This is a genomic window from Rodentibacter caecimuris (genome assembly GCF_010587025.1).
In the GTDB taxonomy this organism is placed as follows: Bacteria; Pseudomonadota; Gammaproteobacteria; order Enterobacterales; family Pasteurellaceae; genus Rodentibacter; species Rodentibacter caecimuris.
Genome location: NZ_CP040863.1, coordinates 1,252,529 through 1,272,895, shown reverse-complemented (window position 1 = coordinate 1,272,895; position 20,367 = coordinate 1,252,529). Strand labels below are relative to the sequence as shown.

Genomic DNA, 20,367 nt, shown 5'->3' with positions numbered 1-20,367 from the left:
CTTCGCTTAAGCGAAAAATTCATCCATAAAATAATGCGACACGGGTATGAAAATGGAACAAAACCAACAATCTACTGCTGAACAATATTCAGAGCAAATTGAACAACTGATGGAATTAGGTCGTACGCAGGGCTATTTAACCTATGCGGAAATTAACGACTTATTGCCAGAAGATGTGATTGACCCTGAATATTACGATAAATTACTACAAACCTTGCAAAATGATGCGGGTATTCCGGTGTTGGATGAACCGCCGGAAAGTGATGACATGATCTTAAATGACACGATTCCGGATGAAGACGCAGTGGAAGAAGCCACACAAATTCTGTCCAATGTGGAGTCTGAAATTGGTCGTACAACCGATCCTGTCCGTATGTATATGCGAGAGATGGGGACGGTGGATTTGCTGACCCGTGAAGATGAAATTAGCATTGCTAAACGCATTGAAGAAGGTATTGATGAAGTTCAAACTTCAATTGCCGCTTATCCGGAAGCACTTTCGGATTTATTGGCTCAATATGATCAAGTAGAAGACGGACACGTTCGTCTTGCGGATCTTATTACCGGTTTTGTCGATCCGAATGCGACCGAAGAGGATACTCCGGAACTATCTGAAGATTTTGATGAAGACGAAGAAGACTATGATACCGACACCGATGTGGATGATAGTGAAGAGGAAGAAGATGAGGGAGATTCGGCTTCAGATAAAAGCGATTCGGATAACAGTATTGACCCTGAGGTTGCCCGTGAAAAATTTACTGCATTAAAAGAACAACACATAAAAACGCTTGCGGCAATTACCAAATATGGTCGTAACCACAAAAAGGCACAGGAGCAAGTGGTTATCCTTGCTGAAATTTTTAAACAATTCCGTCTTGTTCCGAAACAATTCGATCAGCTTGTTTTATTGATAAAAAATATCATGAAACGTGTGCGTACCGAAGAACGCCAATTACAAAAAGTATTGGTTGATATTGCAGGTATGCCGAAAGATGAATTCGAAGCCATTATTATTAAGTTCGGAAGTAGTGATGCTTGGTTGGATAAAGCCTTAAAATCCTCTAAACCATGGGCAAAACGTTTAACAAAATACGAAGATCGTGTCCGTCAAGCACTGACCAATTTGGTGACATTTGAAGAAAATTCAAACTTGACCATCCAACAGATGCGTACAATTTGTGATGCGGTGGCGCGTGGTGAACAGAAAGCACGCCGTGCGAAAAAAGAAATGGTAGAGGCGAACCTCCGCTTAGTGATTTCTATTGCCAAAAAATATACCAACCGCGGCTTACAATTTTTGGATTTAATTCAAGAAGGTAATATTGGTTTGATGAAAGCGGTGGATAAATTTGAATACCGTCGCGGTTACAAATTTTCTACTTATGCAACGTGGTGGATTCGTCAAGCGATTACACGTTCTATTGCGGATCAGGCACGTACTATTCGTATTCCGGTTCATATGATTGAAACCATCAATAAGCTCAATCGTATCTCTCGCCAAATGTTGCAGGAAATGGGGCGTGAAGCGACACCGGAGGAACTAGCGGATCGGATGGGAATGCCGGAAGATAAAATTCGTAAAGTATTGAAAATTGCCAAAGAACCAATTTCTATGGAAACGCCAATCGGTGATGACGATGATTCACATTTAGGTGATTTTATTGAGGACAATACCCTTGAATCACCATTGGATTCGGCGACGGCACAGAGCTTGAGAGTGGCGATACAAGATGTATTGGAAGGTTTAACGCCACGCGAGGCTAAAGTATTACGTATGCGTTTCGGTATTGATATGAATACCGATCATACCCTTGAAGAAGTCGGCAAACAATTTGATGTCACGCGTGAACGTATTCGTCAAATTGAAGCCAAAGCCTTGCGTAAGCTCCGCCACCCGAGCCGCTCGGAGATTCTGCGTAGTTTCTTAGACGCTTGGATGCACAATTAAAGTTATTAAATAATAAAAGGTAACCGACAGGTTACCTTTTTTATTATATCGGTAAAAATAAAATGACGCCTCGAAATAGAATTTGAGGCGTCAAATAGGGCAAAGTGCGGTTGGATTTTACCGTGTTTTATTAACCTACAACAAAAGGTAAGTAACCGGCACGGATTGCGAACGGAATAGACGTGATCACCACGCCAAGCACGAGTACGATAAGCAAGGTTAAATTGCCACCCCATACGTGGTATGGAAGAGCTGGATGCATACGGCGTGCTTTCCATACAAGGCTAACCGGTAATACCACTGCATAGAAGGCGAACATTTGACCGGCATAGCCCAATGCCAAGATGAAACCTTCCGGATAGAATAAGGCGAAAGCAAGCGGTGGAATAAAGGTGAGCAATCCGAGGGAAATTCGCCCTGCGGAAATATTAAAAGAACGCTTTAATAGATCCTCTATACATTCTAGTAAACCTAACCCCACGCCTAAGAAAGAGGTCACCAAGGCTAAAGTTGAGAATAATTTGACCGCACTTGTGATCACAGAACTACCGGTGATGGCAAGTGTCGCTTTTACCAAACCGTTTAATGTGGCGTCTTCTTTTAATATCTGTAAAAACTCATTTTGTGTGAGCAAGCCGTGGGTGGATAGTTGCCATAAAATATAAGCACCCAGAGTAATACTCGAACCGACTAGAATCGAAATACGCAAAGCTTTTACATTCCCACCTAAGTATTTATTCAAACTTGGAATAGAACCGTGGAAACCAAACGCGGTAAAAAATACCGGGCTGGCAGAAATGATCAATGCATTATCAATAGGCATGGCTAATAAATTATCCATTTTAATTTCAGGCAGCATTAATCCCAGTACGATCACAAAAGAGGCAAGCATCACAAAAAAGAGTAGGCGATTAATTTTATCTACACTGTGCGTGCCGATCACAATAAACGACCCAAAAATGACAGTGAACAATAAGATACTGATTTTATTATCGAAACTTTCCGGCAATAAATCATTTAATAGAGAACCGCCACCACTGACATAGGCCGCAATGAGGGCATATAAAAAGATAATAAGTACCGCAGTGGCGACAATCCGCCCGAATTTTCCGAAATATTGTTCTGCCAGCGTGCCAATGCCCGCATCGCTTTCAGCGGTTTGGTAGAGTTCCACAAATAACAACGCTGTAAAAGTGAGCAATGTCCAAAGTGCCAATAATAAAACTAACGTAAAACCGAAACCGATTCCGGCAGATGTGAGAGGCATTGCCAACATTCCTGCACCAATCATCGTGCCGGAAACAAGTAAAGTACTACCAACCGTTTTGTTCATTTTCTTTCCTTGAGTGTAATTTAAAATTTACGGCGATTGTATTTTAAAATTTACACCATGTAAACATCTTGCTGATAAAAATATTTTTAGAATTCATTACGCTTTCTCGTTACAATAATTGACAAATCAACTAAGGCAGAAAATCAGGAGTTCTTATGATTTATAGTATGACAGCCTTTGCCCGGCTCGAATTGAAAAAAGATTGGGGTGATGCGGTGTGGGAAATCCGCTCGGTAAATCAACGTTATTTGGAAAATTTCTTTCGATTACCGGAGCAATTTCGCGGTTTGGAAAATGTTTTACGTGAGAAACTTCGTCAAAATTTGACGCGTGGTAAAATCGAATGTTCTTTACGTATTGAAAGCAAAAAACAAACGAATAGCGAACTTAATATTAATCGGGAATTAGCAAATCAGGTGCTTCAATCTTTGCAGTGGCTGAAAGCACAAGCCGGCGAGGGCGAAATTAATTTAACGGATGTATTGCGTTATCCCGGTGTAGTGGAAGCGCAGGAACAGGATTTAGATGCGATTAGCCAAGATTTATTGGCTGCTTTTGATAAGCTGCTAAAAGAATTTATTGCTATGCGTGCTCGTGAAGGGGATAAATTACAAACAATTATTCAACAACGTTTAGAGGCTATTGGCATAGAGGCGGACAAAGTGCGGTCACAAATGCCGGAGATTTTGCAATGGCAACGTGAGCGTTTAATACAGCGTTTTGAAGAGGCGAAAATTAGTCTTGAACCGCAGCGCGTGGAACAGGAAATGGTTTTATTGGCGCAGCGTGTGGATGTTGCGGAAGAACTTGATCGCCTGCAAATGCACGTAAAAGAAACGGCGAATATCTTAAAAAAAGGGGGAGCTGTCGGGCGTAAATTGGATTTTATGATGCAAGAGCTTAATCGTGAATCCAATACCTTGGCATCTAAATCCATTAATGCGGATATCACTGCCTCAGCGGTTGAATTAAAAGTGCTGATCGAGCAAATGCGTGAGCAAATTCAGAATTTGGAATAGGAGAGAAGATGACTCAATTTATTCAACTGAATCAATATCAATTGATAGAAGCGCATGGTGTGGATGCTGAAAAATATTTACAAGGACAACTTACCACTGATGTTGTGGCATTAGCCAGCGGAGCGAGCACGATCACTGCACATTGTGATCCGAAAGGCAAAGTGAATGCCATTTTTCGTTTATTGAAAGTGAGTAGCGAGCGGTTTTTTTTATTAGTGAACAAGGATTTGCTACCAAGTGCCCTAGAGGCCTTGAAAAAATATGCCGTGTTTTCCAAAGTCAGCTTTGATTTACGTGATTGGCAAATTGTTGGTGTGATCGGTGAAAGATGCGGAAAAATTCAACCGCTCTTTACATTAGAAATTGATGAACAGCGAGCGATTTTATTAAATGAAATCCCATTCGCAATGACTTTCAATGCCGATGAGAAAGCATGGCATATTGCCGATATTCAAGCCGGAATTCCTCATTTAAGTGCAAAAATGCAGAATGAATTGATTCCTCAAGCAATGAATTTACAAGCTATCGAGCAGGCTATTTCCTTTACTAAAGGTTGCTATATCGGGCAAGAAACCGTAGCACGGGCGAAATATCGCGGAGCAAACAAGCGGGCGATGTTTGTTTTCAAAGGTGACACCCAAGAAACACCTGAAGTCGGTAGTGAAATTGAAATGCAGCTTGAAAGCCACTGGCGCAAAACCGGCACAATTATAAGTGCGGTCAATATTAAGGGCGTTTTATGGTTACAAGTCGTGATGAACAATGATATTAATCCGACTCAAACCTTCCGTTTACCGGAAGACGGTTGCATTCTGACTATTCAACCTTTACCTTATATACTCAATTAAAATGAATGCAAAATATTATATCGGCATTATGTCCGGTACGAGCTTGGATGGCGTAGATATTGCATTAGTCGATTTTAGTTTACCCAAACCCAAATTAGTGGCATCGGATTTTACCCCGATGCCAAAGGATTTACGTGAAAAAATAACCGAACTTGTACGGTTGGGCGAGACAACATTACAGCAGTTGGGTGAGTTGGATCATCAACTTGGCTTACTTTATGCGGATTGCGTAAACCGTTTTTTACAGTCTAGCCAGATTCCTGCGGAACACATTCAAGCCATTGGCTGCCATGGACAAACCGTATGGCATTCACCGCAAGGGCAATTTCCTTTCACAATACAAATTGGCGATATGAATTTGCTTGCCGCCCGTACCAATATAACAACGGTGGGGGATTTCCGTCGTAAGGATATGGCATTTGGCGGACAAGGTGCACCGCTCGTGCCGGCGTTCCATCAAGCGGTTTTTTTTGATCCGAATTATGCCACCGTCGTGTTGAATATCGGCGGAATAAGTAATCTATCTTTATTGATTCCAAATCAGCCTGTTATCGGGTTTGACACCGGTACGGGGAATACTTTGCTTGATCAGTGGATCGAAAAACACCGCGGCATACCCTATGATAAAAATGGTGAATGGGCGGCAACAGGTCTGGTTAATGAAGCCTTGTTAGAGCATTTGTTAGACGAGCCTTTTTTTCGACAAGCTCCACCTAAAAGCACAGGGCGGGAATTATTTAATCTGCCTTGGTTAGCACAAAAAATTCAGCATATTGCAGCAAATTCAACCGCACTTTTACCACAGGATGTACAGGCAACATTGGTAGAATTTACCGTGAGTAGTATTACCGCAAGTCTGAATAGTATTGATACTACCTTGCCAAAACGACTACTGGTTTGCGGTGGAGGGGCAAAAAATAAATTCATGATGCAGCGTCTTGCAAATTGTTTATTGCACTGGGAAATTTTTACGACTAACGAATTTGGTATGGAGGCGGATTATGTGGAAGCAGCGGCTTTTGCATGGTTGGCTTATCGAAGAATGAATCACCAAACAGGCAATTTGCCCGAGGTTACCGGGGCGCAAAGTGCGGTAGGATTAGGTGCTATTTTTCCTATGCCATAAATATCGTTATTGCGCATTTTCGAATAAAAATAAACTAGAATTTAACCGCACTTTGTGGTATAAATCGCACCGCTCTTTTTCTATCTGAAAAGAGTAAATTTTTAACTTAAATAACACACACATATCACCAAGGCTTCATCGGGGTGCCAAACGGTCGATGAGCTGATATGTGGAGGCTCAACCCCAATTAAAAGGAAAATATTATGGCACAAGTTTCAATGCGCGATATGATCAACGCAGGCGTACACTTCGGACACCAAACCCGTTATTGGAATCCACAAATGAAACCTTTCATTTTTGGTGCCCGTAATGGTGTTCACATCGTCAACCTTGAAAAAACCTTACCATTATTCAACGAAGCATTAGCGGAATTAACCCGTATTGCAAGCAACAACGGTAAAGTGCTTTTCGTCGGTACAAAACGCGCTGCGTCTGAAGCCGTTCAAGCTGCAGCATTAGACTGTCAACAATATTATGTAAATCACCGTTGGTTAGGTGGTATGTTGACTAACTGGAAAACAGTACGTCAATCAATTAAACGTTTAAAAGATTTAGAAGCGCAATCTCAAGACGGTACATTTGATAAATTAACTAAAAAAGAAGCGTTAATGCGTACCCGTGAGATGGAAAAACTTGAATTAAGCCTTGGCGGTATCAAAGATATGGGCGGTTTACCGGATGCATTATTTGTGATCGGTGCTGACCACGAACATATCGCTGTGAAAGAAGCAAATAATCTGGGTATCCCTGTATTTGCTATCGTCGATACCAATTCTACTCCGGCCGGCGTAGATTTCGTTATTCCGGGTAACGATGATGCGACCCGTGCGATTCAACTTTACTTAACGGCTGCAGCTGCGGCAGTAAAAGAAGGTCGTGGCAACGAAGCAGCGGTGACTGAAGAATTAGTGGCTGCGGTTGAAGCGGAATAATTTAAGTTTTGCAATAAGGCGAAAGCCCTTATTAATCAAACGATTAATTGGCACAGGGGCGAGAAATTGCCCCTGTATTTTTATCTAAAAAGTTCGGTAAAAAATAACCGCACTTTCAGACAGAGGATTGGAAAAATGGCTGAAATTACAGCAGCATTAGTTAAAGAACTTCGTGAACGTACCGGCGCAGGTATGATGGAATGTAAAAAAGCATTAGTTGAAGCGAACGGCGATATTGAATTAGCCATCGATAATATGCGTAAATCCGGCCAAGCAAAAGCAGCGAAAAAAGCGGGCCGTGTGGCAGCTGAAGGCGTTATTATTGCACGTGTTGAAGCAGGTTTCGGCGTGTTAGTGGAAATGAACTGTGAAACCGACTTCGTGGCAAAAGATAGTGGTTTCTTAGCATTAGCCAATGAAGTAGCTGATTACGCAGCGGCAAATAAAGGTTCTACTATCGAACAATTACAAGCACATTTTGAAGAAAAACGTGCAGCATTAGTTGCGAAAATCGGTGAGAATATGACTATCCGCCGTGTTGCTTACTTAGAAGGTAACGTTATCGCACAATACTTACACGGTGCGAAAATCGGTGTATTAGTTGCCGGTGAAGGTTCTGTTGAAGAATTGAAAAAAGTGGCGATGCATGTTGCCGCATCTAAACCTGATTTCGTCAATCCGGAAGATGTTTCTGCCGAAGTTGTGGAACACGAGCGTCAAATCCAAATCGACATCGCAATTAATTCAGGAAAACCAAAAGAAATCGCAGAGAAAATGGTTGAAGGCCGTATGAAGAAATTCACCGGTGAAGTTTCTTTAACCGGTCAAGCGTTCGTTATGGATCCTTCTCAATCTGTGGGAGACTACTTAAAATCAGTCAATACTTCTGTTTCTAACTTCATTCGTTTAGAAGTGGGTGAAGGGATTGAAAAAGTAGAAGAAGATTTCGCTGCAGAAGTAGCAAAAATTACCGGTGGTAATGCTTAATTCTTCTTATTGTTGAAAGATAAAAAAGCCGATATTAATTTATCGGCTTTTTGTTATTTATGCTTGGGGAGAATATCAATAGCAGGATCGTTTCCTTTTTCATATTTCTCATCAATCCGTTTTTGCAACCCAAAATCATCTTTATCCGCTTCAGCAGAAAATAAATCCTCTTCGACGGTGAGTTTTGGATTTTTGATACCTATCCAATTTGCAATGCCTTCCACAAAATTCAAGCCGGATTTAAATACTTTATATTCTTTACGTTCAGTATCGTCAGAAGCGATTTTAAACAATGGAATATTGTGATGGCTACGGCTAAAGCAGTTTTGATTGAACAATATTAGATTATGTTTTTCATCTTTTTGGTGGCATAACCCGTGATCAGAGAAATAAATCATCGAAAAAGTGCGGTGATTTTTTTGTGTGTTTTGTTGCAATTGTTTATAGACGCGTTCTAAAAATTCATCGGTTTTCTTGATAGAAGAAATATAACAATTTAAATAGGCATATTTCGGATCAATTTCGTCATCCTTAAAAATTTTCGGGTAGTCTTCCACACGATCGCAAGCCAAAGGGTGAGAACCGTAAATATGCAAGACAATGAAACGTTTGCTTTCTGTCGGGTTTTCCAATATTTGGACGAATTTGGGTAATAAATCAAAATCGCTATAATTCGTGGAGTTGAAACTGCCGCCTTTTTTTAAAAAGAAGGTTTCATCGGATTTTGCAGCAAGAGAGGAAACCGGCGTATCAAATTCACCCAGTAACCCTTGATTGGATAACCAATAGGTTTTAATACCGGCAGATTTGATGAGATCCACTAAACTTAAATCATAGTTCGGTTCCCATTTTTCTTTGTTTGGTAGCGTAAGCATTAAACGTAAAGAGGCGATTGTATTGGTACCGGCAGAGCGGAATCCGTTAATGAGAGTACCTTTTGCATTTGACATAAAAGGCGTGTTTTTCACGGGATAACCATAAGCATGATGATAATCTTGGCGTGCACTTTCTCCAATGATTAACACATAATCATCGTAGCGGGAATCTTCTAAAGTTGATTTTCCCCAGTTATGCGAATGTGACATTTGTTTGAGTTTTTTGACTTCATCATAAATTTTTAACGTTGAATTAACGCTTTCTTTTACGGGAGCGGCGAGGGGAAGATGATAAGCAAAAAGTAATGCCGACAGGGTAAGAAAAGTTTTGTTACGATAAAATTTAATGCTGAATTTGACCGCACTTTTATATTGGATAAATATTAAAATCGGAATAGCTAAAGCAATGAGGTAGCCGATCGTCGGAATTTGCAATAAAAATTCTCTGGTTTCCAACATATCCGTGGCAAAAACCGAGGCAATATATTGATAGCTCGGTGCGCCGAAATTGAGGCCGACAGGTGTGTAAAACGCATGTACACAGGCGATCGGCAACAAAATAAAATAGAACGTTTTTTTACTGCTACTCAATAAAAGAATCAGGATGGCGGCAAGTAAAATGAACCCAATATCGGGCTGAGGAAACATTCCTGTACCAATCAGTATGAAATAACCAGCCACCATGGCACAAATAAAAATCCAAAGTGCGGTTAAAATCAGCGGTATTTTTGGGGTGTTCATACTATCTCTATGGAGAAATAAATGCGCTTATTATCCAGTTTTTAATGAGAATTTCCATCTTTAATATCTTCACTCTTGCGCAGTTATTTTATAGAATAGGGCAATTTTTTAAGCCCAAAAAGGAAAAGACAATGAGCCAACCAATTTACAAACGTATTTTATTGAAATTAAGCGGTGAAGCATTACAAGGTGATGAAGGGTTTGGGATTGACCCGTCAATTCTCGATCGTATGGCATTAGAGATCAAAGAATTAGTGGAGATGGGGGTTGAAGTTGGTGTTGTGTTGGGCGGCGGTAATTTATTTCGCGGCGCAAAATTAGCGAAAGCCGGTATGAATCGTGTAGTGGGCGACCATATGGGTATGCTTGCTACGGTGATGAACGGTTTGGCAATGCGTGATGCACTACATCGTGCCGACGTGAATGCAAAATTAATGTCGGCTTTTCAGTTAAACGGTATTTGCGATACTTATAACTGGTCGGAAGCGATTAAAATGTTACGGGAAAAACGTGTGGTGATTTTCTCGGCAGGAACGGGCAGTCCATTCTTCACGACCGATTCTGCAGCCTGCTTGCGTGGCATTGAAATTGAAGCGGATGTGGTGTTGAAAGCGACTAAAGTGGACGGCGTGTATGATTGCGATCCGGCTAAAAATCCACAAGCAAAATTATATCAACATCTTACCTATGCAGAAGTAATTGATAAGGAATTACAGGTAATGGATTTAGCCGCGTTTACCTTAGCCCGTGACCACGGCATGCCGATTCGTGTCTTTAATATGGTTAAACCCGGCGCATTACGCAATGTGGTACTGGGTACAACGGAAGGCACAACGATTTGTTAATTGAATCGGATTGGTGAATTGAACTAGGAAAACGCAATGGAATTGAGTACAATCGTTGCGTTTTTAATTTTTACTAAAAGGAATAGAATACATGATTAATGAAATTAAAAAAGATGCGCAAGATCGTATGGATAAGAGCCTTGAAGCGTTAAAAGGATATATTGCTAAAATTCGTACAGGTCGTGCCCAACCAAGTTTATTAGATGCGATCCAAGTAGAATACTACGGCGCTGCAACACCACTTCGCCAATTAGCCAATGTAGTCGCGGAAGATGCGCGTACACTTGCGGTAACGGTATTTGATCGTTCATTAATCGGAGCGGTGGAAAAAGCGATTTTAACTTCCGATCTCGGTTTAAACCCGTCTTCTGCCGGTACGACGATTCGCGTACCGCTTCCGCCATTAACGGAAGAACGCCGCCGTGATTTAATTAAAATTGTTAAGGCAGAAGGTGAGCAAGGCAAAGTCGCTATCCGTAATGTACGTCGTGATGCGAATGATAAAATCAAAGCATTGCTAAAAGACAAAGAAATCAGTGAAAACGAACAGCATAAAGCGGAAGAGGATATTCAAAAAATTACTGATCAATTTATTAAGAAAGTTGATGAAGTTTTAGCAGAAAAAGAAAAAGAGCTATTAGATTTTTAATTGTTACCAAGGTAAAGATACAAACATGTTTGGCGGATTAATGACAAAAAATATTAAATCTGATTTGGTTACAGATTTATGTTTTTCTATTATTTTGCAAGTATCTTTGAAACAAAAATAATCTTAATCGCGAAATAAAGGACGCATTGGCGTCCTTTTTACTCAATATAAAGTGCGGTCAAAAATTTATGCAAAAACAAAATATTGTGATTCTTGGTGCAACGGGCTCGATTGGACAAAGCACCTTATCCGTAATTGAACATAATCCGGAAAAATATCATGCCTTTGCCCTTGTCGGTGGAAAAAATGTTGAGGCAATGTTTGAAAAATGCGTGAAATTTCGACCGCACTTTGCTGCGCTTGATGATGTCGCGGCCGCCGATATGCTAGGTAAAAAGCTTTTGGCACAGGGCGTGGTAACGGAAGTATTGGCGGGACAAAAAGCAATTTGTGAACTCGCCGCGCATCCTGATGCCGATCAAGTTATGGCTGCTATTGTCGGTGCGGCGGGGCTATTACCGACCTTATCTGCGATAAAAGCCGGTAAACGTGTGCTATTAGCCAATAAAGAGGCATTGGTAACTTGTGGAAAAATTTTCATTGATGCATTGAAACGGCACAATGCCACTTTGTTACCGGTAGATAGCGAACATAATGCGATTTTCCAGTCTTTACCGCCTGACGCACAACAAAAAATCGGTTTTTGCCCGTTAGCCGAATTAGGCATTAGTAAAATTGTGCTAACCGGATCAGGTGGCCCTTTTCGTTATACCGCATTAAACGAATTTAAACATATCACACCGGAGCAAGCGGTTGCTCACCCGAATTGGTCAATGGGTAAAAAAATTTCTGTGGATTCAGCCACAATGATGAATAAGGGGTTGGAATACATTGAAGCACGTTGGCTGTTCAATGCCAACGCGGATGAAATGGAAGTTATTATTCACCCGCAATCCATCATTCATTCTATGGTGCGTTATGTGGACGGATCGGTTATTGCACAAATGGGGAATCCTGATATGCGAACGCCGATTGCCGAAACGATGGCTTATCCCTATCGTACCTTTGCCGGGGTTGAACCTTTAGATTTCTTTAAAATCAAAGAACTCAGCTTTCTTGAGCCTGATTTTAACCGTTATCCGAATTTAAAACTTGCGATAGATGCCTTCGCCGAAGGGCAGTATGCGACAACCGCAATGAATGCCGCAAATGAAATTGCGGTACAGGCTTTCTTGGAGCGTCGTATTTCATTTACCGATATTGCCAAAATTAATCAAGAATCGGTATTAAAAATGCCAAGTATGGTTATCTCAAATATTGATGATGTGTTATCTGTTGATGAGCAGGCTCGTATTATTGCCAAACAATTAATTGAACGATAGTAAAAGTGCGGTCACAAACAAACTTATTTTATGATAGAACTTGATAAGAATAATATCCCGTTACATGTCGCCATTATTATGGATGGTAACGGACGTTGGGCAAAGCAGCGTAATAAATTACGTGTATTTGGTCATACCCAAGGTGTCGGTGCGGTTCGCCGGGCTGTCAGCTATGCCCGTCAAATCGGTGTGAAAGTGCTGACACTTTATGCTTTTAGCAGTGAAAATTGGAATCGTCAGGAACACGAAGTCAGTGCCTTGATGCAACTTTTTATGCAAGCATTGGATCGTGAGGTGAAAAAATTACATAAAAATAATATTTGCCTAAAAATTATTGGCGATACCTCACGTTTTAGTGAAAAATTACAAGAAAAAATTAAAAGAGCAGAAAATTTAACGGAAAAAAATACCGCACTTACTCTAAATATTGCCGCGAATTACGGTGGTTGTTGGGACATCGTACAGGCAACCAAACAAATCGCGAATAAAGTAAAAAATAATGAGATAGAGTTGGAAGAAATTACCGAACAATATTTTCAGCAACATTTGATCACGCAAGATCAGCCGCAAGTGGATTTATTAATTCGTACCAGCGGTGAGCAGCGGATTAGTAATTTTCTACTTTGGCAAATTGCCTATGCGGAACTGTGTTTTTTAAATGTTTTATGGCCGGATTTTAATGAACAGGATTTTAATCAAGCCATTGCGAGTTATCAACAACGTCATCGCCGTTTTGGCGGGACAGAATAAATGGAGAAATTATGCTTAAGGAACGTGTATTATCGGCTATTGTGCTTATTGCGCTGGTACTTTGTGCCTTGTTCTTGTTTAGCCCTTTTTATTTTGCTTTAGGATTAGGTTTTGTCGCCACATTGGGGATCTGGGAATGGACTCAATTTGCACGTTTTAAACAACCACTGATACGCTTAGGTATTGCCGCATTTTTAGGGTCGTTTATCTTCTTATGGATTTTCACCGAAAGTCATTATTTAGATGCCGGTCGTGTTTTTGAGAATTATCTTCCGTTTATATTGCTTAATTCGGTGATTTGGTGGGGGATTGCATTATTGTTTGTTATCACTTATCCCAATTCTGCAAAATATTGGGGCAAAAATAAGCCTATTCATTTGCTATTTGCTTTTGCAACCTTGATTCCTTTCATTGCTGCTGTCTTGCGTTTGCGTCTGGAACAATATACGCAAAATCCTCATCACGGCTTATTTTTACTGCTTTATGTGTTTGTGCTGGTTTGGGCGGCAGATTCCGGGGCATATTTTGCCGGTCGGGCATTGGGTAAACATAAACTTGCCCCAAATGTTTCACCAGGTAAAACTTGGGAGGGCGTATTCGGTGGGTTAATTACCGCGGCACTCCTTGCTTGTGCATTTATTTACTTTTCTCGTGAAACCTTACTTGGTAACCGTGCGATGACAGAATTTGTGATTCTCTCGGTGGCGACGGTTGCGATTTCGGTTTTAGGTGATTTAACGGAGAGTATGTTTAAGCGGGAATCAGGGATCAAGGACAGCAGCCAACTTATTCCCGGTCATGGCGGGATTTTGGATCGTATCGATAGCTTAACGGCAGCCGTCCCCTTTTTCACCTACTTTTATTTCTTTGTATTGTAAGGATTGATCATGTCATTTTTATGGTCGCTAGGTTCTTTTCTGATCGCTATCTCGGTATTAGTGGCGGTTCACGAATACGGCCATTTTTGGGCGGCACGCAAGTGCAGTGTAAAAGTACATCGTTTTTCTATCGGTTTCGGTAAAGTGCTTTGGCGGCGCACCGATAAACAAGGAACGGAATTTGCCCTATCGATGCTCCCCTTGGGGGGCTACGTTAAAATGTTAGACGGACGGGTGGAAGATGTTCCTCAATCATTAAAATCCCAAGCGTTTGATCAAAAGTCGGTATTACAACGCGCCTTTATTATTGTCGCGGGACCGTTAGCCAATTTTATTTTTGCGATTATGGCGTATTGGCTGATTTATTCCGTTGGTATTCCAAGTGTAAAACCGGTGATTGAAAGTGTTGCACCGAACTCCATTGCCGCGCAGGCAAAAATTGAAGCAAACTCACAAATTATGACAATCGACGGACGAGAAGCGCCGGATTGGGAAACCATTAATATGCTACTGGCTGCAAAGTTAGGGGAATCTCAAGTGGATATTGGTTTTGCACCTTTTGGCTCAAGTGTTACTTATGAAAAACGCTTGGATTTATCCGATTGGCGATTTGATCCTGAAAAAGAGAATGCTTTTGAATCTTTGGGAATGAACCCGGTTCGTGCGAAAGTGGAAATGACTTTATCTAAAGTAGTCGATAATTCACCGGCACAGAAAGCTGGCTTGCAAGTCGGCGATAGAATTTTAAATGAAAATTTGACCGCACTTTCTTGGCAGGATTTTGTTAAACAGGTCGAACAAGGCTTGCCGATTCCTTTAAAAATTGAACGTGACGGCAATATTTTTGACAAAACGGTGCAGCCGGAAAAAAATCAAGAGAATCGTTGGTTTGTGGGAGTAAGCCCAACCTTTTTAAATATCGGTGAGCAGTACCGTACAGAATTAAAATATGGTATTCTTGATGCGCTATCGAAAGGCATAGAAAAAACGGGACAATTATCTTGGTTAACCGTTAAAGTGATGGGCAAATTATTTACCGGTGATCTTTCTTTAAATAATTTAAGCGGCCCAATTTCGATTGCAAAAGGCGCAGGCGTTTCATCAAGTATAGGATGGGTTTATTTCCTGAGCTTTATGGCGTTAATCAGCGTCAATTTAGGTATTATGAATTTATTTCCGTTGCCGGTTCTGGATGGAGGACATCTGGTGTTTTTGGCAGCTGAAGGCATTAAAGGAAAACCTGTTTCCGAACAGGTACAAAATTTAAGTTATCGCATTGGGGCGGCATTGCTATTAAGCTTAATGGTATTTGCACTTTTCAATGATTTCTTACGTTTATAAATTTTTATAGTAAATAGGATACAGTCGATGAAAAAACTTCTAATCGCAAGTTTATTATTCGGTACGACAACAAGCGTGTTTGCTGCTCCTTTCTTGGCAAAAGACATTCGCATAGATGGCGTTCAGGGTGAATTAGAACAGCAAATTCTCGCAAGTTTGCCAGTTCGTGCAGGTCAACGTGTGACCGATAATGATGTGGCAAATATTGTTCGCAATTTATTCGTAAGTGGTCGATTTGATGATGTAAAAGCTTATCGTGACGGAGATTCTCTTGTCGTGAGTATCATTGCTAAACCGATTATTTCGGAAGTGCATATTAAGGGGAATTCTTTAATTCCAACGGAAGCGTTAAAACAAAATTTGGATGCGAACGGCTTTAAAACCGGTGATGTACTGAATCGTGCAAAACTTGACGAATTCGTGAAAGGCGTAAGAGAACATTATAAAAGTGTAGGACGCTATAATGCGAAAGTCGAAGCGATTGTAAATACGCTGCCAAATAATCGTGCGGAAATCAATCTTCAGATTGATGAAGATGATACGGCAAAATTAAAATCCGTTACCTTTAATGGTAATACGGCGGTTTCCAGCAGTACGTTGCAAGAACAAATGGAATTACAACCGGACTCATGGTGGAAGCTATGGGGCAATAAATTCGATGCAACCCAATTTGATAAAGATTTACAATCTATCCAACAGTACTATCAAAATAATGGTTATGCAAAAGCGCATATTACTAATACGGATGTCCGGTTAAATGATGAACAAACCAAGGCGGAAGTCACTATCGATATTAACGAGGGTGAAAAATACGATTTAATCGGCGCGCGTATTGTTGGTAACTTAGGCGGTATGGCAGAAGAATTACAACCGTTATTAAACAACCTTCACTTAAACGATACTTTTAGCCGAGCCGATGTTACCGACGTTGAAAATGCCATCAAAGCAAAATTGGGTGAGCGTGGTTACGGTAGTGCAACCGTTAATGCGGCTCCGACATTTGATGATGCGAATAAAACAATCGCACTAACGTTTGTGGTTGATGCCGGTCGTCGTTTATCTGTTCGTCAAGTTCAATTTGAAGGTAACACCGTTTCAGCCGATAGCACGCTACGTCAAGAAATGCGCCAACAGGAAGGCTCTTGGTATAACGCTCAATTAGTTGAATTGGGTAAAGTTCGTTTAGATAGAACGGGTTTTTTTGAAACCGTTGAAAGCCGAGTTGATCCGGTTGAAGGTACTAATGACGAAGTTAATGTGGTGTATAAAGTAAAAGAGCGTAATACAGGTAGTATTAACTTTGGGGTAGGGTACGGTACGGAAAGCGGTATCAGCTACCAAGCCAGTATTAAACAGGACAACTTTTTAGGTACGGGAGCTGCGGTAAGTTTAGCCGGTTCGCGTAATGACTACGGTACGACAATTAACCTTGGGTACACCGAGCCGTATTTCACGAAAGATGGCGTAAGTTTGGGCGGAAACGTATTTTATGAAACTTACGATAACTCTGATAGCGATACATCGTCTAACTATAAACGTACGACTTACGGTGGCAATGTTACTTTAGGTTTCCCGGTAAATGAAAATAACTCCTACTATTTAGGACTAGGTTACACCTATAATAAAATTAGTAATTTCTCTAGAGAATATAACCGTGATCTCTATTTGGCATCAATGAATTTCAATTCTACCTCAATTAAATCGAGTGACTTTGATTTTTCCTTTGGCTGGAATTATAACAGTTTGAACCGTGGTTATTTTCCAACTAAAGGGGTGAAAGCAAGTATTGGTGGTCGTGTCACCATTCCGGGATCCGATAACAAATATTACAAACTTAGTGCTGATGTTCAAGGTTATTACCCGCTTGATCGTGAACACCATTGGGTTATTTCAGGGAAAGCCGGCGTTGGTTATGCAAACGGTTTTGGCGGTAAACGTTTACCGTTCTACCAAAACTACACGGCGGGTGGCATTGGATCATTACGTGGCTTTGCGTATGGTGCAGTAGGACCGAACGCGATTTATTGGGTAAAAGATCAGAGTGGTAATGAAGGATATAACACTAAGGGTAGTGATGATATTGTTGGTGGGAACGCTATTGCCACAGCAAATGTTGAATTGATTATACCGACGCCGTTCGTGGCAGAAAAAAATCAGAATTCTGTAAGAACCTCGTTGTTTGTTGATGCGGCAAGCGTTTGGAATACAAAATGGAAGGAACAGGACAAAGCAAGATTCCCTAATTTACCGGATTACAGCGATCCAAGCCGTGTTCGTGCTTCTGCGGGGGTGGGCTTTCAATGGCAATCACCAATCGGGCCGTTGGTATTCTCTTACGCTAAACCGATCAAAAAATATGAGAATGACGATGTAGAACAGTTCCAATTTAGTATTGGTGGTTCTTTCTAATCGAACTTTTTATTTATCTTCTAGTCAAAACAAACACTTGCACAGCACTTATTCAGGCTGTGCAAGCATGATTAACTACTTAACCTAATAAGGAAATTTCAATGAAAAATGTTTTAAAAGTGACCGCACTTTCAGTAGGTATTGCACTTGCATCAGGTTTTGCTGCGGCAGATGAAAATATCGCATTCATTAATGCAGGATATTTATTCCAAAATCACCCGGATCGTCAAGCTATTGCCGATAAATTAGATGCAGAATTGAAACCGACGGCAGACAAATTAGCCGCAAGTAAAAAAGAAATTGATGATAAAATTGCCGCAGCACGTAAAAAGGTAGAAGCAAAAGTTGAGGCATTGAAAAAAGATGCACCACGTTTACGTCAAGCTGAAATCCAAAAACGTGAAGAAGAAATTAATAAATTTGGTGCGAATGAAGAAGCTGCATTGACTAAATTGATGCAAGAGCAAGATAAAAAAGTGGCGGCGTTCCAAGAAGAAAGTGATAAACGCCAAGCAGAAGCTCGTGCAAAATTATTAGAAAGTATTCAAGTGGCAACCAACAATGTGGCAAAAACAAAAGGTTATACCTATGTGCTTGATGCAAACTCTGTGGTATTTGCAGTAGAAGGTAAGGATATTACCGAAGAAGTATTAAAATCAATTCCTGTGACAGAAAAAGCTGCAGCACCGGCTAAAGCGGAAGAGAAAAAATAATAGGTTCTCATAATGCAAAAATCCTATTCTTTACAAGAATTGGCCAATCAAATCGGCGCGACCATTCGTGGTAGCGCCGATACTATTGTCACAAACATCGCTCCTCTTGATAAAGCGCAAGCTCATCAACTCACTTTCATTTCCAATGCAAAATTTCGCCCATTATTAAAAACATCTCAAGCCGGTATTTTAGTGGTATCCGAAGCAGACGTTGAGTTTTGTGCGAAAGAAAGTAATTTACTCATTGTTAATGATCCTTATGTAGCTTATGCGATTTTAGCGCAATATATGGACACTACACCAAAAGCAGCGCAAGGTATCGCACCAAGTGCGGTGATTTCTGAGGGCGTTTCTTTGGGTGAAAATGTGTCAATTGGAGCAAATAGCGTTATCGAAGAAGGGGCTGTATTAGGCGATAACGTGATTATCAGTGCAAATTGCTTTGTGGGTAAAAACACAAAAATTGCGGCCGGCACGCAACTGTGGGCGAATGTAACCATTTATCATGATGTAGAAATCGGCAAAAACTGCTTAATTCAGTCCGGTGCGGTGATTGGCAGTGATGGTTTCGGTTATGCCAATGATCGTGGTCGTTGGATTAAAATTCCACAAGTGGGACAAGTTATTATCGGTAACAATGTTGAAATCGGCGCTTGTACCTGTATCGATCGGGGCGCATTAGATGCAACGGTGATCGAGGATAACGTTATTATTGATAATCTTTGTCAAATTGCCCATAACGTTCATATTGGCACCGGCACGGCAGTCGCGGGTGGTGTGATTATGGCGGGTAGCCTGACAGTAGGACGCTACTGTTTAATTGGTGGGGCGAGTGTGATTAACGGTCATATGGAAATCTGCGATAAGGTGACAATTACCGGTATGGGAATGGTAATGCGGCCAATTACCGAACCGGGTGTTTATTCTTCCGGTATTCCATTACAAACCAATAAAGAGTGGCGTAAAACAGCCGCGCTGACTTTAGGGATTGATGGAATGAATAAGCGTCTAAAAGCGCTTGAAAAGAAAATCGGCTAATCCATCCGTTTTAAAAACGCACCGCACTTTAGTGGTGCGTTTTGTTTTTAACCGTAAATATCGTATAATTCATGCGAATTTAGTGTTTATTTGTAAAGGTATCAACGTGTCAGAACAGCAAACAAGAGTGATCGAAGCAAAAGAAATTATGACTTTATTACCACACCGTTATCCGTTTTTGTTGGTGGATCGTGTGTTGGATTTTAAGGAAGGCGAATGGTTAAAAGCAATCAAAAATATCAGTGTAAATGAGCCTTGTTTTACCGGTCATTTTCCTGGTGAACCTATTTTACCGGGCGTGTTGATTTTAGAAGCGCTTGCACAAGCCATGGGAATTCTGGCATTTAAAACCCATGAATTAAAAGGTGGAGAATTATTCTATTTTGCGGGAATTGACGAAGCGCGTTTTAAACGTCCTGTGTTACCCGGTGATCAAATGGAATTGAACGTTCAAGTCGTTAAAGAACGCCGCGGAATTACCGCTTTTACCGGTATTGCAACGGTAAACGGTGAAGTAGCTTGTGAAGCTAAATTAATGTGTGCTCGTCGTTAA

General features: G+C 40.9%; 17 protein-coding genes and 1 pseudogene. 16 read left to right on the top strand and 2 right to left on the bottom strand.

What is annotated here, in order from left to right; translation table 11 throughout:
- Positions 1–52: 52 nt before the first annotated feature.
- Complete coding sequence (gene rpoD / locus FEE42_RS06425; RefSeq protein ID WP_059368811.1) at positions 53–1,948, top strand: RNA polymerase sigma factor RpoD; 1,896 nt, start codon at positions 53–55, stop codon at positions 1,946–1,948.
- Positions 1,949–2,078: 130 nt separating this feature from the next.
- On the opposite strand, the gene FEE42_RS06420 is transcribed toward rpoD, so the two are convergent.
- Positions 2,079–3,281 carry an aromatic amino acid transport family protein gene (locus tag FEE42_RS06420; protein WP_135969452.1) on the bottom strand — a complete coding sequence of 401 codons (1,203 nt, stop codon included), beginning with the start codon at positions 3,279–3,281 and terminating at the stop codon, positions 2,079–2,081.
- A gap of 155 nt (positions 3,282–3,436) precedes the next feature.
- Here FEE42_RS06420 and FEE42_RS06415 point away from each other — a divergent pair, with 155 nt between their 5' ends.
- The 5 genes from FEE42_RS06415 (at position 3,437) to tsf (ending at position 8,193) form a co-directional block, all read left to right on the top strand.
- A complete protein-coding gene (locus tag FEE42_RS06415; protein ID WP_164027960.1) occupies positions 3,437–4,300 on the top strand; it encodes a YicC/YloC family endoribonuclease in 864 nt (287 codons plus the stop codon).
- A gap of 8 nt (positions 4,301–4,308) precedes the next feature.
- Positions 4,309–5,148, top strand: a complete 840-nt coding sequence (gene ygfZ / locus FEE42_RS06410) for a CAF17-like 4Fe-4S cluster assembly/insertion protein YgfZ (RefSeq protein ID WP_164027959.1) — start codon at positions 4,309–4,311, stop codon at positions 5,146–5,148.
- Between the two features lies 1 nt (position 5,149).
- Entirely contained in the window at positions 5,150–6,274 is a 1,125-nt protein-coding gene (locus tag FEE42_RS06405) for an anhydro-N-acetylmuramic acid kinase (RefSeq protein ID WP_164027958.1), read from the top strand.
- Positions 6,275–6,477: 203 nt separating this feature from the next.
- Positions 6,478–7,206, top strand: coding sequence for a 30S ribosomal protein S2 (gene rpsB, locus FEE42_RS06400; RefSeq protein WP_164027957.1), 729 nt, complete (start codon positions 6,478–6,480; stop codon positions 7,204–7,206).
- Positions 7,207–7,341: 135 nt separating this feature from the next.
- Positions 7,342–8,193: a translation elongation factor Ts gene (tsf, locus tag FEE42_RS06395; RefSeq protein WP_059365947.1), complete on the top strand. Its 852-nt coding sequence runs from the start codon at positions 7,342–7,344 to the stop codon at positions 8,191–8,193.
- A 53-nt stretch (positions 8,194–8,246) separates the two neighbouring features.
- Here the strand turns inward: tsf and FEE42_RS06390 are convergent, their stop codons facing one another.
- Positions 8,247–9,809: a phosphoethanolamine transferase gene (locus FEE42_RS06390; RefSeq protein ID WP_164027956.1), complete on the bottom strand. Its 1,563-nt coding sequence runs from the start codon at positions 9,807–9,809 to the stop codon at positions 8,247–8,249.
- 131 nt (positions 9,810–9,940) lie between these two features.
- Between FEE42_RS06390 and pyrH the strand changes: the two genes are divergently transcribed.
- From pyrH to fabZ, 10 genes and pseudogenes are all read left to right on the top strand, one after another.
- Positions 9,941–10,654 carry a UMP kinase gene (gene pyrH, locus FEE42_RS06385; protein WP_059365945.1) on the top strand — a complete coding sequence of 238 codons (714 nt, stop codon included), beginning with the start codon at positions 9,941–9,943 and terminating at the stop codon, positions 10,652–10,654.
- 91 nt (positions 10,655–10,745) lie between these two features.
- Positions 10,746–11,303 carry a ribosome recycling factor gene (gene frr / locus FEE42_RS06380; protein ID WP_164027955.1) on the top strand — a complete coding sequence of 186 codons (558 nt, stop codon included), beginning with the start codon at positions 10,746–10,748 and terminating at the stop codon, positions 11,301–11,303.
- A 188-nt stretch (positions 11,304–11,491) separates the two neighbouring features.
- The gene (gene ispC / locus FEE42_RS06375) at positions 11,492–12,685 is read left to right on the top strand and encodes a 1-deoxy-D-xylulose-5-phosphate reductoisomerase (protein WP_164027954.1); all 1,194 of its coding nucleotides are present in this window, start codon (positions 11,492–11,494) and stop codon (positions 12,683–12,685) included.
- A 27-nt stretch (positions 12,686–12,712) separates the two neighbouring features.
- Positions 12,713–13,435 (top strand): annotated as a pseudogene (uppS, locus tag FEE42_RS06370) (polyprenyl diphosphate synthase); the annotation flags it as partial.
- 11 nt (positions 13,436–13,446) lie between these two features.
- The gene (locus FEE42_RS06365; RefSeq protein ID WP_059365941.1) at positions 13,447–14,313 is read left to right on the top strand and encodes a phosphatidate cytidylyltransferase; all 867 of its coding nucleotides are present in this window, start codon (positions 13,447–13,449) and stop codon (positions 14,311–14,313) included.
- 9 nt (positions 14,314–14,322) lie between these two features.
- A complete protein-coding gene (rseP, locus tag FEE42_RS06360) occupies positions 14,323–15,654 on the top strand; it encodes a sigma E protease regulator RseP (protein WP_164027952.1) in 1,332 nt (443 codons plus the stop codon).
- Positions 15,655–15,681: 27 nt separating this feature from the next.
- Entirely contained in the window at positions 15,682–18,063 is a 2,382-nt protein-coding gene (gene bamA / locus FEE42_RS06355; RefSeq protein WP_164027951.1) for an outer membrane protein assembly factor BamA, read from the top strand.
- Positions 18,064–18,164: 101 nt separating this feature from the next.
- Entirely contained in the window at positions 18,165–18,776 is a 612-nt protein-coding gene (locus FEE42_RS06350; protein WP_059365938.1) for an OmpH/Skp family outer membrane protein, read from the top strand.
- 12 nt (positions 18,777–18,788) lie between these two features.
- The gene (gene lpxD / locus FEE42_RS06345) at positions 18,789–19,814 is read left to right on the top strand and encodes a UDP-3-O-(3-hydroxymyristoyl)glucosamine N-acyltransferase (RefSeq protein ID WP_077581520.1); all 1,026 of its coding nucleotides are present in this window, start codon (positions 18,789–18,791) and stop codon (positions 19,812–19,814) included.
- A gap of 106 nt (positions 19,815–19,920) precedes the next feature.
- A complete protein-coding gene (gene fabZ, locus FEE42_RS06340) occupies positions 19,921–20,367 on the top strand; it encodes a 3-hydroxyacyl-ACP dehydratase FabZ (protein ID WP_077545184.1) in 447 nt (148 codons plus the stop codon).

Bases quoted from the DNA above. Each gene is read 5' to 3' on its own strand.
- rpoD (WP_059368811.1), top strand. From the start codon at position 53: ATGGAACAAAACCAACAATCTACTGCTGAACAATATTCAGAGCAAATT.
- FEE42_RS06420 (WP_135969452.1), bottom strand. From the start codon at position 3,281: ATGAACAAAACGGTTGGTAGTACTTTACTTGTTTCCGGCACGATGATT.
- FEE42_RS06415 (WP_164027960.1), top strand. From the start codon at position 3,437: ATGATTTATAGTATGACAGCCTTTGCCCGGCTCGAATTGAAAAAAGAT.
- ygfZ (WP_164027959.1), top strand. From the start codon at position 4,309: ATGACTCAATTTATTCAACTGAATCAATATCAATTGATAGAAGCGCAT.
- FEE42_RS06405 (WP_164027958.1), top strand. From the start codon at position 5,150: ATGAATGCAAAATATTATATCGGCATTATGTCCGGTACGAGCTTGGAT.
- rpsB (WP_164027957.1), top strand. From the start codon at position 6,478: ATGGCACAAGTTTCAATGCGCGATATGATCAACGCAGGCGTACACTTC.
- tsf (WP_059365947.1), top strand. From the start codon at position 7,342: ATGGCTGAAATTACAGCAGCATTAGTTAAAGAACTTCGTGAACGTACC.
- FEE42_RS06390 (WP_164027956.1), bottom strand. From the start codon at position 9,809: ATGAACACCCCAAAAATACCGCTGATTTTAACCGCACTTTGGATTTTT.
- pyrH (WP_059365945.1), top strand. From the start codon at position 9,941: ATGAGCCAACCAATTTACAAACGTATTTTATTGAAATTAAGCGGTGAA.
- frr (WP_164027955.1), top strand. From the start codon at position 10,746: ATGATTAATGAAATTAAAAAAGATGCGCAAGATCGTATGGATAAGAGC.
- ispC (WP_164027954.1), top strand. From the start codon at position 11,492: ATGCAAAAACAAAATATTGTGATTCTTGGTGCAACGGGCTCGATTGGA.
- FEE42_RS06365 (WP_059365941.1), top strand. From the start codon at position 13,447: ATGCTTAAGGAACGTGTATTATCGGCTATTGTGCTTATTGCGCTGGTA.
- rseP (WP_164027952.1), top strand. From the start codon at position 14,323: ATGTCATTTTTATGGTCGCTAGGTTCTTTTCTGATCGCTATCTCGGTA.
- bamA (WP_164027951.1), top strand. From the start codon at position 15,682: ATGAAAAAACTTCTAATCGCAAGTTTATTATTCGGTACGACAACAAGC.
- FEE42_RS06350 (WP_059365938.1), top strand. From the start codon at position 18,165: ATGAAAAATGTTTTAAAAGTGACCGCACTTTCAGTAGGTATTGCACTT.
- lpxD (WP_077581520.1), top strand. From the start codon at position 18,789: ATGCAAAAATCCTATTCTTTACAAGAATTGGCCAATCAAATCGGCGCG.